Raw genomic sequence first — 15648 nt, forward strand, 5'->3', positions numbered from 1 at the left:
ACGGAGTTTTAGTTGCCGGGCTCGGCAGATAATCCCCGGCCGAGCCGACAACGTCTATGCCGGCACGGTCACCCGATAGCGCGGCGCTGGCGTCGCATGACCGAATTTGGTCGAGAGGGCGCGGCGATCTGCTTCGAAGCGGGTCCAGTTCGCGCCGTCCTGCAGGCCCGGAATGGTGACGCGTTCACCCTGGTCGAGGCCAGCCAATGCAGCATCGACCATGTCGTCGGCGCGCATCACGATGGCCTGATCCATATTCTGGTGCGGGAAGCCCGCGATGTCCCAGAACTCCGTGGCCGTTGCACCCGGCAACACTGCCTGCACGCGGATGCCCTTGTCGGCCAGTTCATGCACCAGCGAATGGCTGAAACTGAGCACATAGGCCTTGCTGGCTCCGTAGACGCCATTGAGCATCTCCGCGGCAATGCCGACGATCGACGAGATGTTGATGATCGTGCCTTTGTTGCGCGCGACGAAGCCGGGCACGGCGGCATAGGTCAGCCGTGTCAGCGCGGTGATGTTCAGCGTGATCATGTCTTCCATTTTGTCGACATCGGCATTGAGCAACGGTGCCACCGCGCCGACTCCGGCATTGTTGACCAGCATCGTAATGCTCGCATCGTCGCGCAGCGCGGCTTCGACCTTTGCCAGATCGGCCTTGTTGCCGAGATCGGCGGCCAGCGTGCGGACCGATCGTCCGGTCTCGCTGGTCAGTCGCTTGGCGAGGGCCGCTAGGCGGTCCTGGTTCCGCGCCACCAGAATGAGATCGTAGCCGCGCTTGGCCAGTCGGTCCGCATAAACGGCGCCAATGCCCGTCGAGGCGCCCGTAATCAGTGCCGTGCCCTGATGTGAATTCGTCATTGTCGTTCTCCTGAATGCTCTCGGCCGTAGCGGCCGTGTCAGGAAACCTAGTCTTGCGTGGAAGTGTCTTAAATGTCATATAAACGGCGTTTTAGGACGTCTTGTCCTGGGGGGAGCGAACACATGCAGCGCATCGGCCTTGTTGTTTCCCCGGGGTGCTCGCCCATCAGCCTTGCGGCGATGTCGGTCTTTGAACTGGCCAATATGCTGACCGATCCGCCCACCTACGATCTGCATGTGTTGTCGGAGCGGGGCGGTCAGGTCGGCACCTCGCTGGGCATGAGTTTGACCACCGAACCGTTCAATGCGGCTGATGCCTATGACACGCTGATCATTGCCGGCGGTCTGACGGTCGAATCCGCGACGCCCGGCCTGATCGATTTCGTGCGACAGGCGCCCAAACATGCGCGGCGTGTTGCGTCTATCTGTATCGGCGCCTTCGTGCTCGCCGAAGCCGGCATTCTCGATCAACGGCGCGCGACCACGCACTGGTTCTATGCGCGCGACATGCAGAAGCAATTTCCGAAAGTGAGGGTCGATGAAGACCGCATCTTCGTGAATGACGGTCCGGTCTGGACCTCGGCGGGCATGACCGCGGGCATCGATCTCGCACTGGCGATGGTCGAGGCTGATCTCGGCGAGGACGTTGCACGCAACATCGCGAAAAAGATGGTCGTGTATCACCGCCGTGCCGGCGGTCAGTCGCAGTTTTCCGCGCTGCTGGAATTGGCGCCGAAGTCGGACCGTATCCAGAAGGCGCTCGCTTTTGCGCGAGACAATCTGCAAAAGCCACTGACGGTGAATGATCTCGCCGATGCTGCGAGCCTGAGCCCGCGGCAGTTCAGCCGCGCCTTTCACGCCGAGACAGGCCAATCGCCCGCCAAGGCCGTCGAGCATCTGCGGCTAGAGGCCGCGCGGTTGATGATGGAGCAGAGCCGGCATCCCATCGACACCGTCGCGCAGCAGACGGGGTTTGCCGATCGTGACCGCATGCGCCGCGCATTTCTGCGCGCCTATGGCCAGCCGCCGCAGGTGATCCGCCGAAATGCGCGGTCTCAGATGGACGCGTGAGAGAACGTCAGCTCAGCCGATCTTGCGGCCGATATCCAGAAACTTCTGCCGGCGCTGCTGACGAATAGTCGCCGCGTCCATGCCGCGCATGTCGTTGAAGGCCTGGGCGATGGCGTCGCCGGTGATGGCAATCATGGCGGCGGGGTCGCGGTGGGCGCCGCCCGGCGGCTCTTTCAGGATGGAATCGATCACACCGAAGCGCAGCAAATCCTGCGCCGTGATCTTCATATTGGTCGCGGCTTCCTGCGCCTTGGATGAGTCGCGCCACAGGATCGACGATGCCGCTTCCGGCGAGATCACGCTGTAGATGGCATGTTCCAGCATCAGCACCTTGTTGGCGGTGGCAATGGCGATGGCGCCGCCCGAGCCGCCTTCGCCGATGATCACAGCGACATTGGCAACGCCAAGGCCGAGGCAGGCATCGGTGGAGCGTGCGATGGCTTCAGCCTGGCCGCGCTCTTCCGCGCCGATGCCGGGATAGGCGCCGGCGGTGTCGACCAGCGACAGCACGGGAATGTTGAAACGGTCGGCCATCTCCATCAGGCGAACTGCCTTGCGGTAGCCTTCGGGGCGGGCCATGCCGAAATTATGCTTGAGGCGGCTCTCGGTGGTGTTGCCCTTTTCCTGGCCGAGCACGCAAACGCTCTCGCCGCGGAAACGGCCGAAGCCGGCCACCAGCGCTTCATCCTCGCCGAACTTGCGGTCGCCGGCGAGCGGCGTGAATTCGGTGATCAGCGCTTCCACGTAATTCATGCAATGCGGGCGCTGCGGATGCCGCGCGACCTGGGTCTTCTGCCACGGCGTCAGGTTCGCATAGAGCTCGTGCAGCGCGGCGACGGCCTTGTCCTCGATGCGCACGATCTCTTCGCCGATGTCGCTGCCGCTGGCGGCCAGCGTGCGCAATTCATCGATCTTGGAATCCAGCTCGGCGACGGGCTTTTCAAAGTCGAGATAGCTGCGCATGGGTTCGGACATTCACTGGATATGGGAAGGACGGACGGCGGGCGAAACTGCCGGTGCAGGCTTTTCAAGTCAATCGGGGCTGCAAGTCAAGCCGCGAAGGTGTCATTTACTTTGAAAAATCAAAGAGATATTTCAACATTCAAGCGCCTTTTTATGACGTTTCCATTGCTGTGTTGCGCTTGCGGCGATGCCACCACCAGATGGTGGCGCCGGCTAGCACGGCCGCCACGATCACGGCCTGAATCCAGTAGTGTTTGGCTTGGCCTTCGAGGCCGGCAATGCCGCCATAGCGGTCCAGCACCGACACTGCGAGCACGCCGGGTAACACGTGCGCCGGCGCCCAGAGCAATGCTGCGGGGATGTTTACGGCATAGAATTTCGCCGGTGCGGTCCCCAATGCTCCGGCCGTGACCGGCACGAAAGCACGGATGGGCGGAACGAAGCGGCCGAGGAACACGGCCAGCGTGCCGAAGCGATGGAAGAAGGCCTCGCTCTGCGCCACCACGCCCGGATAATTCGAAAGCGGCCACGCGTCGAGCAGTTGTCGTTGCCGGACATGCCCGATCCAGAATGCGCTCCCGTCGCCGAGCACGGCGCCCGCCACGGCGGCCGCCAGCACCGCCACGAGATCGAGGTCGCCTGCCGGAATCAGGGCGCTCAGCGCCAGAATGACCGTGGTGCCTGGGATGAATGTTCCGAGCACCGGCACGGCTTCCAGCAAGGCAGCGAGGAAAATAGTGAGGTAGCCCAGCCAGGCATGCGCGGCGACAAAATGGGTCAGGGAATCGATGAAGGACGTCACGAAATTCCGATCCAGCGCGGGGTGCCTCAGCCAACTGACAGCATATATGATTGAAATGGCCGGCCGCGCCGTTCGATCCCCAAATACCGCTGCAAATTGATCGACCCGGAGCATCGGCTGATTCGCAGGGCAGACTTCCAAAAATTGCCGTTAGAACCTATCTCGATGATAACATTCGGGAACTTTGATGAAGAGCTGGGCTTTGTCCAGCCGCGGCTCTCTGATACGTTCCACAAAGCACCCCATCCGCAGCCATTACTAGACTGGTTTCGGGATATCCGGGACCACGGAGGATTGATGACCGCCGCCTCGACCAAACTGCAAGAAAAGACCGACGCGTTGATTGGCATTCCCGACAAGATGGTGTCGGTGCGCAAATTGTTCGGCATCGATTCCGACCTCGAAGTGCCTGCCTTCTCCGAATCCGATCCGCATGTGCCGGACACCGATCCCGATTATCGGTTCGATCGCGCCACCACGCTTGCCATTCTCGCCGGCTTCTCGCGCAATCGTCGCGTGATGGTCACGGGCTTCCACGGCACCGGCAAATCGACCCATATCGAGCAGGTCGCTGCCCGCCTCAACTGGCCCTGCGTGCGCGTCAACCTCGACAGCCACATCAGCCGTATCGACCTCGTCGGCAAGGACTCCATCGTGGTCCGCGACGGCAAGCAGGTCACCGAATTCCGTGACGGCATTCTGCCCTGGGCGTTGCAGCACAATGTGGCGCTGGTGTTCGACGAATACGACGCCGGCCGTCCGGACGTGATGTTCGTGATCCAGCGCGTGCTGGAAGTCTCCGGCCGCCTGACGCTGCTCGATCAGAACAAGGTCATCAAGCCGCATCCGGCGTTCCGTCTGTTTGCGACCGCGAACACCATCGGTCTCGGTGATACGTCGGGCCTCTATCACGGCACGCAGCAGATCAACCAGGGCCAGATGGACCGCTGGTCGATCGTCACCACGCTGAATTATCTGGCGCATGACGAGGAAGTCGAGATTGTACTGGCGAAGGCCAAACACTATCAGAATCCCGAGGGCCGCGACATCGTCAACAAGATGGTGCGCCTCGCGGATCTCACGCGTAACGCCTTCGCCAATGGCGACCTGTCGACGGTGATGAGCCCGCGTACGGTGATCACCTGGGCCGAGAATGCCGACATCTTCAACGATATCGGCTTCGCGTTCCGCGTGACCTTCCTGAACAAGTGTGACGAACTCGAGCGTCCGCTGGTCGCCGAATTCTATCAGCGCTGCTTCAATGCAGAGCTGGCGGAAAGCTCGGTGAATGTGGCGCTGAGCTAAGACGTCTTCTTCCCCTCTCTTCCAAGAGAGGGGAATGCACCTCCGCATTCAATCGGTTGCTCCCGCATGCGCGGTGACAACCCGCGCAAAGGCTGCGATGAGCACGACGACCACCAACAAATTCCGCCCCGGCTCCAAGGAAGCGCCGACCGAGCCGTTCAAGCGCGCGGTGACGTCGTGTTTGCGCGCCATCGCCAAAGCGCCGGAGCTTGAAGTGACCTTCGCGGCCGAGCGGCCGGGTCTCTCACCGGGCAAAGCCCGTCTTCCTGAACCCGCGCGAAAAATGAGCAAGCGCGACGCCGCCATCGTGCGCGGCCACGCGGATTCGATCGCACTCAAACTCGCCTGTCACGATCCCAAGGTTCACCGCAAGCTGATGCCGGGTAATCCGCAGGCGCGCGGCGTGTTCGAAGCCGTCGAACAGGCCCGCGTGGAAGCGCTCGGGTCGCGCCGCATGGCCGGCGTGGCGAAGAACCTCACGGCGATGCTCGACGATCATTTCCACCGCGGCAAGTTCGACGAAATCACCGACCGCGCCGATGCGCCGCTGGCCGATGCGCTGGCGATGCTGGTGCGCGAGCGCCTGACCGGCATGGCGCCGCCGGCCGCCGCGAAGAAGATGGTCGACCTCTGGCGGCCGGTCCTCGAAGACAAGATCAGCGATCGCCTCGACCAGCTCGATCGGTTCGCGGAGAACCAGGCCAAGTTCGGCGATGCCGTCCATGACCTGTTGTCGGCGCTGGAGCTCGGTGACGATCGCAATGCCGAGCCGGATGACGAGGAGAGCGAGGACGACGAGCGCCAGGGCGAGAACGATCAGGCCGGCGCCGAAGGCTCGCCGGAGAGCGACGCCTCCCAGGAAATGAGCGCCGATCAGGCGCAGCAGTCGTCCGACGAAATGTCTGACAGTTCGATGGAGAGCGCGCAGGCCTCTGCATCGGACACGTTCGACGAAGACGGCGAGATGGGCGACGACGAAACGCCCGGCGAAGCCACGCGTCCGAATTCGCGCGGCGCGAACGAGCCGCGCGGTCCGGAATATCACGCCTTCGCGCCGAAATTCGACGAGGTCATCGCAGCCGAAGACCTCTGCGATCACGACGAACTCGAGCGGCTGCGCTCCTATCTCGACAAGCAGCTCGCGCACCTGCAGGGCGTCGTCGCGCGTCTGGCCAACCGGCTTCAACGTAAGCTCATGGCGCAGCAGAACCGCGCCTGGGATTTCGACCTCGAGGAAGGCATCCTCGACCCCGCGCGCCTGTCTCGCGTGGTGACCGACCCGCATCATCCGCTATCCTTCATGCATGAGAAGGAAGCGACCTTCCGCGATACGGTGGTGACGCTGCTGCTGGACAATTCCGGTTCGATGCGCGGTCGCCCGATCACGGTCGCTGCGACCTGCGCCGACATTCTCGCGCGCACGCTGGAGCGTTGCGGCGTCAAGGTGGAAATCCTCGGCTTCACGACGCGCGCCTGGAAGGGCGGGCAGTCGCGTGAAGCGTGGCTCGGCGCCGGCAAGCCGGCCAATCCCGGCCGCCTCAACGATCTCCGTCACATCATCTACAAGTCGGCGGACGCGCCGTGGCGCCGCGCGCGCAAGAATCTCGGCCTGATGATGCGCGAAGGTCTGCTCAAGGAGAACATCGACGGCGAGGCGCTCGACTGGGCGCACAAGCGTCTGCTCGGTCGTCCCGAGCAGCGCAAGATCCTGATGATGATCTCCGACGGCGCGCCGGTGGACGACAGCACGTTGTCGGTCAATCCCGGCAATTATCTGGAACGCCACCTGCGCCACATCATCGAAGAGATCGAGACCCGCTCGCCGGTCGAACTGATCGCCATCGGCATCGGCCATGACGTGACGCGCTACTATCGCCGTGCCGTGACCATCGTCGACGCCGAAGAACTCGGCGGCGCCATTACCGAGAAGCTGGCGGAATTGTTCAGCGAAACGGCAGGGCCGGCACCGACCCATGGTCGGCGACGCAGAACGCATTAGGCTTTACAAGATGGGTTTTGCTTTGCTCTACCCATCCTCCAGGGCCATCGCTTGACCGCTCATCTCACCCGTCGTCATTTTCTTGCAGTCGCGGCTTCAGCAGCCGCGCTGCCATCGCTTGCCCGTGCGCAGCCCGTGCTGGCGCCGGCAACGCCATCGGCCCGTGCGCCGGTGTCGATCGAGATCGAAGCGCGGCCGATCCCGGCTTTCGATACGCGCGATCGCGCGCATACACGGTTCGGGTCGCTGCAATATCGCAGCGGACTGGTCCTGACGTCGCGCTACAAGGACTTCGGCGGCATCTCCGGTCTTCGCCTGGACGACAAGGGCGAGGGTTTCATCGCCATCAGCGACAAGGGCAACTGGTTCACCGGCAAGATCGCCTATAGCGGCGATGCCATGGTCGGCATTGTCGATGTCGAGGCGGCGTCGATGCTGGGCGCCGACGGCAGGCCGATCACCGCGCGCGGCTGGTACGATACCGAGTCGATCGCGGTGGACGGACCGACGGTCTATATCGGCCTCGAACGCGTGCATCAGATCCTGAAATTCGACTTCGGCCGCGATGGCGTGCGCGCCCGGGGCGAGCCGATCCCGCAGCCGCCGGGTATGCGCAAGCTGCCCAGCAATGGCAGTCTCGAAGCCCTGGTGATGGTGCGCAAGGACAGGTTCAAGTCTTCGCCGCTGGCCGGCATGCTGCTGGCGATCTCGGAGCGCGGGCTCGACAGCGCCGGCAATATTGCGGCCTGGATCATCGGCGGCAAGGCGCCGGCGAGCTTCTCGGTTCGCCGCACCAAAAACTACGACATCAGCGATGCGGCGCTGCTGCCATCCGGCGATCTGCTGCTGCTGGAACGCAAGTTCTCGCTGTTCGGCGACACCGGCGTCCGCATCCGCCGCATTCCCCTCGCATCGATCGTACCGGACGCCGTCATCGACGGTCCCACCATCTTCGATGCGGACCTCGGCTACGAGATCGACAATTTCGAAGGGCTCGATGTGCATGTCACCCCGGAGGGCGACACGGTGCTGACGCTGATCTCGGACGACAATTTCTCGATGCTGCAGCGAACCCTGCTGATGCAGTTCACGCTCGTGGAATAAACGGTCAGGCCGCAGCCTCGGCCTTGTTGGCCTGATGCGCGATCAACAGATCCCGCAATTCTGCTGCGGGCTTGGCGGGGCTGAACAGATAGCCCTGCATCTCGGTGCAGCCGAGCGCGCGCAGCAGCTCCTTCTGCCGGGGCGTCTCGACACCTTCGGCCGTCGTCGTCATGTTGCGCGAACTCGCGATATTGACCACGGCCTGCACGATCGAGGACGACCCCTGTGCATCGGCGATATCGGTCACGAAACAGCGGTCGATCTTGATCTTGTCGAACGGGAAGCGCTGCAGATAGCTCAGGCTGGAATAGCCGGTGCCAAAATCGTCCAGTGCAATGCGCACGCCGATCTCGCGCAGCCCGTGCAGGATTTCCAGTGCGATCTCGTCGTCGCGGATCAGCACGGCCTCGGTAATTTCGAGCTCCAGTCGCCGCGCCGGCAGTCCGGACGCGGCGAGGGCGGAGGTCACCTTCAGGGCGAGCGACGCGCAGCGGAACTGGACCGGCGAGACATTGACCGCCACCCGGACGTCGTCGGGCCAGCTGGCAGCCTCGGCGCAGGCGGTGTTCATCACCCATTCGCCGAGCTCATTGATGATGCCGATATCTTCGGCGACCGGAATGAACTCGGCCGGGGAGATCATGCCGCGTTCGGGATGACGCCAGCGCAACAAAGCCTCGCAGCCGACGATGGCGTCGTCGCGCAGCGTCAGCAGCGGTTGATAATAGACTTCGAAGCCGCCTTTGGCGAAGCCGCCATCACCGGCGGCGTGACGCAGTTCAAGCTCCAGCGAGCGGCGGGCCTGCACCCGCGCATCCATTTCGGGCTCGAAGAAGCGGAAAGTGCGGCGGCCGTCGGCCTTGGCGCCATACATCGCAAGGTCGGCGTTCTTCAGCAGCGTATCGAGGTCTGCGCCGTCGCGCGGCGCCAGCGCGATGCCGATCGACGCGTCGGTGAGCAGGCTGTGGCCGAGACAATCGAATGGCTGGCGGATCGCATCATAGATGCGGCCGACAAGATCCGTGATATCGGAATGGCTCTCCACACCGGTCTGCACGATGGCGAATTCGTCGCCGCCGAGCCGCGCCACCACGTCGGAGCCGCGCACGCAGCCGCGCAGCCGCAGTGCAATGCCCTTGAGCAGTTCGTCGCCGACGGGATGGCCGAGTGAGTCGTTGATGCCCTTGAATTCGTCGATGTCGATATAGAGCACCGCGCATTGCGCGCCGCGCGCGACGCGCTTCAATTCGCGTTCGAGTTCGTTGCGGAACAGCGTGCGGTTCGGCAGGTCGGTCAGCGCATCGTAATGCGCCAGATGCGCGATCTTCTCCTCGGCATTGCGCCGCTCGGTGATGTCTTCATGGGTCGCGACCCAGCCGCCATCGGCCACCGGTCGCGACGAAATCTGGATGGTGCGGCCATCGGCGGTCTGCATGATCTGGATGTGCGACCGCCCGACGTCGGGCAACACTTCCGCCACATAGGCGTCAACGCTGCCAGCGAAGGAGCCCGTTTCCTTGCGATGTGCGATCACGTCGCGGAACGTACGGCCGGGTGTGATGACCTCGCGCGACAGTCCGTACATATCAAGATAGCGCTGATTGCAAACCACTACGCGCGCCTGCGCATCGAACAGCAGCAGGCCCTGTGTCATGTTGTTGATGGCGGTGTCGAGGCGGTTCTTCTCCAGCGTCATCTGCAACTGTGCTGCACGGTTCTGCCGCTGGATGTGACGGATCATCAGATATAGCAGGCCTGCCAGGATGAGGGCCGACAGCGTCGCGAGGGTCACGAGAAATTTGGTCTGGTCGCGCCAGTTGGCCAGTGTGCCCTCGACCGTCGTGGTTGCGACCAGCGCGACCGGAAAGTTTTGCAGCAGGCGGATCGAGCCAAGGCGATCGATATTGTCGATGGGGCTGACGGTGCGGATGGTTGCGGGCGCGTCGCTGAAGCGCAGATGCTGCAGCAGCGGGCCGCTATTGAAAACCTTGCCGATCGAAGAGGGCGTCTGCGGGTAGCGCGCCAGCAACGTGCCATTGCGGTGGAACATTGCGATGGTCCCGTTCTCGCCGAGCGAGACGGAGGCAAAGAATTTTTCGAATTGCTGCGGTTCGACGCTGCGCGTCACGATGCCGAAGAATTCGCCCTTAGGCCCTGTAATGCGACGTGCGAACAGCGTCTTCCACCGGCCGGTGATGCGGCTCAGGACGGGCTGCACGATCTCTTCGTCCTGGGTGAAGGTCTGCGATTTGAGTTTCTGGAAATATTCGCGGTCGGCCAGCACCAGATCCGGTCCGGGCCAGGCTCCTGTCCAGTTGACCAGACGGCCTTCGGCATCGAGAACGGTGATGTCGTTGACGAATTCATCATCCACCTTCGACTTCAGCATCATGTGGGATTCGTAGCTCGACATACTGCTGGCAAAGCTGTGGACCGACATCACGCCATTGGCGAGAAGATGAGCCGTGAGGCTCTTCTGGATGCGCTGCAGATCCTGGAACTGCTGATCGAAATGCCGGCTGAGCAGCAGCACGGTGTTTTCAAGTTCGCGGTTGGAATTGTCGATCGTGCGCTGACGGAAATTGTTCACGGTCATCGCCGTGCCTGCGGCAATGGTGACGATCAGCACGGCGCCAACGAGCACGAGCCAGCGCACTGGCGCACGACGTGTCGTCGAGCGTCCATCGCCATGTTCGGCGGCGCCCGGCGCTGAAACGCGCACGTCGTTCGTCATTCGCCTCCCCAGCAGCCGCATGGATCCCTACCCCTCGTGCATAGGAATACCCGAGCAAGGGTGGAAGACGCGTTAGGAAGTCAGGTGAACCGCGGGTTAATTACAACCGTACAAATGGTATCTGCTTACGCCGCAAGGCTTTTCTGCAGCGGTGCGACCGGCCATGTCTGGTTGCGACCGTGCGCTTTTGCGGCATAGAGCGCACTGTCGGCATTGCTGATCAGGTCGTTCGACGTGGTTAGCGATGACGGCACGAGACACGCTGCGCCGACGCTGATCGTCGTCGTGGTCATGCCGTCGCGCTCGAGATGGCCGACTTCGACGCGGATCCGTTCGCCGAGTTCGATGGCGTCGGCGAGGGAGAGGCCCGGCAGGATCAGCGCGAATTCCTCGCCGCCATAGCGCGCGGCGCAATCGCTGGCGCGTTTGGCATGCCGGGCGATGCTCCAGGCGATCCCGCACAGAACGAGGTCGCCGGCCTGATGGCCGAAATTGTCGTTGAACACCTTGAAGTGGTCGGCGTCGATCATCAGCAGCGAGATCGGTGCGCGGGCGCGCTGGGCGCGCTGCCATTCCTTATCCATCACCACGTCGAAATGACGTCGGTTGGCGAGGCCGGTGAGGCCGTCGGTCATTGCGAGGCGCGCCATCCTGTCTTCCATCTCGCCGCGCTTGCCCATCTCGCGCGCCAGGATCAGCATCAGCGCGCAGGCGATCAGGCCGAGTGCAGCCATGGCGCCGCCGATCTGCAGCGCTTCCTTGCGCCACTGGCCGAAGATCACGTCGGTGGATCGCCCCACCATCACGATCAGCGGGTGCGAGCCTTCACGCCAGACAAAAAGACGCCGCACGCCGTCAGTCGCGGAATCGCCGATATGGGAGCCGGAGAAATAGGCCAGCGCTTTCTGTACGCCCGGGACCCGACTGAGATCGCGGCCGATGATCTCCATGTCGAACGGTGCGCGCATGATCAACACGCCGTCCTGCCGGATGACGGAAATCACGTCGTTCGGCTCGAGCTGCAAGCGATCGGCGATCTCGTGGAAATAGCTGTAGCGGATGAAGCCGGCGACGATGCCCAGAAAGGTTCCGTCGCGCGCCGCGATGCGGCGGCTCAGCACGATGCCGTAACTGCCCTGATGCAGCATCGGCTTGGAGATATAGAGGCCGAACAGCGGATCGCGCTTGTGGACCTTGAAGAATTCCTCGTCGGCGAAATTCTGCGGCTTCGGATCCAGCGTCGACGAATCCAGCGTCACATTGCCGGCGACGTCCGTGACCTGGATGGCGCCGAAGTGGCGCGCGGTGGCGGCATGGTCGAACAGGATCAATTGCCGCATCGGCCGCGAAATCTCGACCAGTTCCGGCTCGGTCATGTTGCCGACCACATTGCGCAGCGACAGATCGTAGAGTTCCACATTGCGGGCGACATCGGCATCGATGCTGGAGGCGAGGTTGCCGAGTGTCTGGTGCGCCAGCTTCTCGTCGCCGCGCCGCATGCTCATCAGCACGCTGCCGCAGATGACTGTGAATCCGACAACGACGATCGCCGCAGCGGCCAGCAGCCAGCGCGGGGAGATCCGGCGGGTCGTCTCGGATGTATTACGGGCCAGCATTGGCTTTCGTCGATCAAAAAGGACTGCGTTACAATCACCGACGCATAGCATCAGAACCGGTAATTCTTTGACAGCTACGCGGTGATCAACAGTTTCGTTTCGCCGTTTTGTGACGGGCGGTTAATAGGATGTGAAAGAAATCGAGACGCTTTGGTCGGCGAATGCGCAAAAAGAAATATGGGCGTGCCGCGCAGGCACGCCCACAAACGTCGGGAGGAACCTGGAAAGCCGGGTTCCCGGCGTCACCGCATGGCGCCGGCCACCATGATGTCGCGGCCGGAACGATCAGCACTGTCGTCGCAGGTCAGCGCCACGGCGATGTCGGCGATGCCTTCGGTTGTGTGGTTGCGCGCAGCGGGCAAAGCGATGAACTGCCGGTTCCGCACGCTGCCGTCGAGCACGTCGATGGCGGCGGGTTCCTCCGGGCCGAGCATTCCCGGCGCGATGGTGCTGACGCGGATGTTGCGCGTGCCATAGGCGCGCGACAACCCGCGGGTCATGGCATCGATGGCGGCGTCGGCGCCGGGGTCCGGCAGCGATGCGGGCGCTGTCGGAATCCCGTCGAGCGCGGTGAGATTGACGATGCTGCCGCCGGCGACGCCGAACATCCGCACCGCCTCTTGGCACAGCAGCATGGCGCCGAACACCTTCAGCTCGCGCTGCCGGTGCAACTCGTCCTCGGACACCACGTCCGCCGCCTCGCTGCGCGCGAAGGCGCCGTTGTTGACGAGAATATCGAGCCGGCCGAAGGTTGCCGCGATTTCCTCATAGAGCCGCCGCACATCCGGCCAGCGGGCGATGTCGCCCTGCACGGCGATGGCGCGGCCGCCGCGCCACACGATTTCAGCGACCACGCGCGCCGCGCCGCGGGGATCGTCCGCGTGATGCACGATCACCGCCGCGCCTTCCGCGCCGAAGCGCCGTGCAATGCCCGCGCCGATGCCGTCCGCGGCGCCGGTCACGAGCGCAACTTTTCCTGCCAGTCTTGTCATGGCATGTCCTTAGATCTGGATGATGTCTGTCTTGATCGTCAGTCGTGTGCGTAGATTTTGAGGCGGAATCGATCCGGGCGTGATCGCGCCCCGACAACAGTCTGGACGCGCAATGCGGGGAGTTCGACCCGATACCCGTATGGCCTGGCAGATCCGAGGCCCGCGGGCGGCTCGCCGATCTGCTCTGTGGCTGACGCTGTTATCGCAAATGCAGCCGCCTCGGCGTTAGCGCGATCCTGCATCTGTTTTGCACGATCCTGCAAAAGTGATCCCGCAGCCATTTCCCTGCCACGGCACTGCACCTAGATACACCTCGGCATAAAAGGCCTGCCGCTTGAGGGGTTTGCGTGTGACCGAGACGATTCGTGAGATTGCCGACATCATTGCCCGTTACGCCGCCAATGGCAGCGACCATCCGACCGGCCTCGCCAGCCTCTATCTGAAGCGGCAGACCGAGCCGACGCAGCTCGTGCATACCGCGCAGTGGCCGTGTTTCGGCCTCGTGGCGCAGGGCGCCAAGCGGCTGCAACTAGGCACCGAGACCTACACCTATGCCGCGGGCGATTATGTGCTGGTGTCGCTCGACCTGCCGATGTCGTCCTGCATCGTCGAGGCCTCGGAAACGCAGCCGCATCTCGGCATGGGCTTTGCGATCGATCCGCAACTGTTGAAGGAGGTGCTCGGCCGGTTCGGCAACGGTCATGCCGATGCGCCCGCGCATCCGCAGCTCCCCGAGCGCGGCGTTGTCGTTGCCAAGGCCTCCGCCGATCTGCTCGACGCCACGCTGCGGCTGCTGCGTCTGCTCGACCGGCCGCAGGACATTCCGGTGATGGCGCCGCTCCTGGAACAGGAAGTGCTGTATCGCCTGCTGGTCGGCCCTTACGGCGCGCGTCTGCGGCAGATCGCGCTGGCCGAGAGCCCGAGCAACAAGGTCGCCAAGGCCATTTCCTGGCTGCGCAGCAACTATGCCAGCCCGCTCCGCATCGAGGATCTCGCCGACCGCGTCGGCATGAGCGAGTCCTCGCTGCACCACAATTTCAAGACCGTCACCGCGATGACGCCGATGCAGTATCAGAAGCAGCTTCGTTTGCACGAGGCGCGCCGCCTGATGCTGGTGGAGCGGCTCGATGTCGGCAGCGCCGGCTATGCGGTCGGCTATCAGAGCCCGTCGCAATTCTCCCGCGAATATGCCCGGCTCTACGGCCAGCCCCCGATCCGCGACGTCGGCTCCGCGCGCGGCCCCGTGCTCGGAGGCGAGGCCCGCGTCGCGGGGTGAGGTGACGTTGTCACGCTGACTCCTCGCGAGCGCGCTCCCTTTCTTCCCCTCTCCCCCGGCGAAGGGCAGCTTCGCTAGGCGGGAGAGGGTGGCGCGTAGCGCCGGGAGAGGGGGACTTTCCGCACGCGCGGAGTTCGCGTAACCCCTCTCCCCGACCCTCTCCCACCTAGCGAAGATTCGCTTCGCGCGGGGGAGAGGGGGCACATCGTCCGTGCAAAACAAGGGCGCATGACCGAGGAATATCCATGATCTTTGCGGTGATCTTTGATTTCGGCGGGGTGATCACCTCCTCGCCCTTCGAGGCCTTTGCGCATTACGAGCAGAGCCATGGCCTGCCGAAGGACATCATCCGCCGCACCAATGCGAACAACCATTTCGAGAATGCCTGGGCGAAATTCGAGCGCGCCGAAATCGATCTCGCCACCTTCGACGCGCTGTTCGCCGCCGAGTCCAAGGCGCTTGGCGCCGAAGTGCCGGGCCGCGATGTGGTCAAGCTGCTGAAGGGTGAGATCCGCCCCGAAATGGTCGAGGCGCTGCGCCGTATCAAGGCGGCGTTCAAGACCGGCTGCATCACCAACAACCTGCCGGCCAACGCGATGGGCTCCACCGACGGCCGCGCGCTCTATGTGGCCGAGGTGATGGTGCTGTTCGATCACGTCATCGAATCCGCCAAGATCGGCCTGCGCAAGCCCGATCCGCGCATCTACACGATGATGACCGATAAACTGTCTGTCGATCCGAAAAATTGCGTCTATCTCGACGACCTCGGCGTCAACCTCAAGCCCGCGCGCGAACTCGGCATGACCACGATCAAGGTGACATCTGCCGCGCAGGCGCTGGCCGAGCTCGAAGCCGCGACGGGATTGAAGCTGACCTGAGCCGCACGCGCCGGCGGCCGTGCTCCCTCTGCCATTCGCGGAAGAGG

12 protein-coding genes are annotated in these 15648 nt (G+C 63.4%); 6 read left to right on the forward strand and 6 right to left on the reverse strand.

Annotated elements, in window-relative coordinates; genetic code table 11:
• Positions 1-54 precede the first annotated feature (54 nt).
• A complete protein-coding gene (locus AB7951_RS00655; protein ID WP_309942307.1) occupies positions 55-861 on the reverse strand; it encodes an SDR family NAD(P)-dependent oxidoreductase in 807 nt (268 codons plus the stop codon).
• A 123-nt stretch (positions 862-984) separates the two neighbouring features.
• Here AB7951_RS00655 and AB7951_RS00660 point away from each other — a divergent pair, with 123 nt between their 5' ends.
• Entirely contained in the window at positions 985-1932 is a 948-nt protein-coding gene (locus tag AB7951_RS00660) for a GlxA family transcriptional regulator (RefSeq protein WP_089267774.1), read from the forward strand.
• 12 nt (positions 1933-1944) lie between these two features.
• Here AB7951_RS00660 and AB7951_RS00665 read toward each other — a convergent pair whose 3' ends face one another.
• Positions 1945-2907, reverse strand: a complete 963-nt coding sequence (locus AB7951_RS00665) for an acetyl-CoA carboxylase carboxyltransferase subunit alpha (RefSeq protein ID WP_093757526.1) — start codon at positions 2905-2907, stop codon at positions 1945-1947.
• 139 nt (positions 2908-3046) lie between these two features.
• Positions 3047-3697, reverse strand: coding sequence for a DedA family protein (locus AB7951_RS00670; RefSeq protein ID WP_089267860.1), 651 nt, complete (start codon positions 3695-3697; stop codon positions 3047-3049).
• A 297-nt stretch (positions 3698-3994) separates the two neighbouring features.
• Here AB7951_RS00670 and cobS point away from each other — a divergent pair, with 297 nt between their 5' ends.
• The 3 genes from cobS (at position 3995) to AB7951_RS00685 (ending at position 8105) form a co-directional block, all read left to right on the forward strand.
• Entirely contained in the window at positions 3995-5002 is a 1008-nt protein-coding gene (gene cobS / locus AB7951_RS00675) for a cobaltochelatase subunit CobS (protein WP_068729504.1), read from the forward strand.
• A gap of 97 nt (positions 5003-5099) precedes the next feature.
• Positions 5100-7001 carry a cobaltochelatase subunit CobT gene (cobT, locus tag AB7951_RS00680; protein WP_093758161.1) on the forward strand — a complete coding sequence of 634 codons (1902 nt, stop codon included), beginning with the start codon at positions 5100-5102 and terminating at the stop codon, positions 6999-7001.
• Between the two features lie 51 nt (positions 7002-7052).
• Entirely contained in the window at positions 7053-8105 is a 1053-nt protein-coding gene (locus AB7951_RS00685) for an esterase-like activity of phytase family protein (RefSeq protein ID WP_439061997.1), read from the forward strand.
• 4 nt (positions 8106-8109) lie between these two features.
• On the opposite strand, the gene AB7951_RS00690 is transcribed toward AB7951_RS00685, so the two are convergent.
• From AB7951_RS00690 to AB7951_RS00700, 3 genes are all read right to left on the reverse strand, one after another.
• The gene (locus tag AB7951_RS00690) at positions 8110-10839 is read right to left on the reverse strand and encodes a bifunctional diguanylate cyclase/phosphodiesterase (protein WP_175368101.1); all 2730 of its coding nucleotides are present in this window, start codon (positions 10837-10839) and stop codon (positions 8110-8112) included.
• Positions 10840-10964: 125 nt separating this feature from the next.
• Entirely contained in the window at positions 10965-12455 is a 1491-nt protein-coding gene (locus tag AB7951_RS00695) for a diguanylate cyclase (protein ID WP_439066701.1), read from the reverse strand.
• Between the two features lie 242 nt (positions 12456-12697).
• Complete coding sequence (locus AB7951_RS00700) at positions 12698-13417, reverse strand: SDR family NAD(P)-dependent oxidoreductase (RefSeq protein ID WP_439061995.1); 720 nt, start codon at positions 13415-13417, stop codon at positions 12698-12700.
• A 379-nt stretch (positions 13418-13796) separates the two neighbouring features.
• Between AB7951_RS00700 and AB7951_RS00705 the strand changes: the two genes are divergently transcribed.
• Together AB7951_RS00705 and AB7951_RS00710 are read left to right on the forward strand one after the other, a co-directional pair.
• Positions 13797-14723, forward strand: a complete 927-nt coding sequence (locus AB7951_RS00705) for an AraC family transcriptional regulator (RefSeq protein ID WP_439061994.1) — start codon at positions 13797-13799, stop codon at positions 14721-14723.
• Between the two features lie 245 nt (positions 14724-14968).
• A complete protein-coding gene (locus tag AB7951_RS00710; RefSeq protein WP_439061993.1) occupies positions 14969-15601 on the forward strand; it encodes an HAD-IA family hydrolase in 633 nt (210 codons plus the stop codon).
• Positions 15602-15648 lie beyond the last annotated feature (47 nt).

The sequence above is a fragment of the Tardiphaga sp. 285_C5_N1_2 genome (assembly GCF_052076065.1).
Lineage (GTDB): Bacteria > Pseudomonadota > Alphaproteobacteria > Rhizobiales > Xanthobacteraceae > Tardiphaga > Tardiphaga robiniae.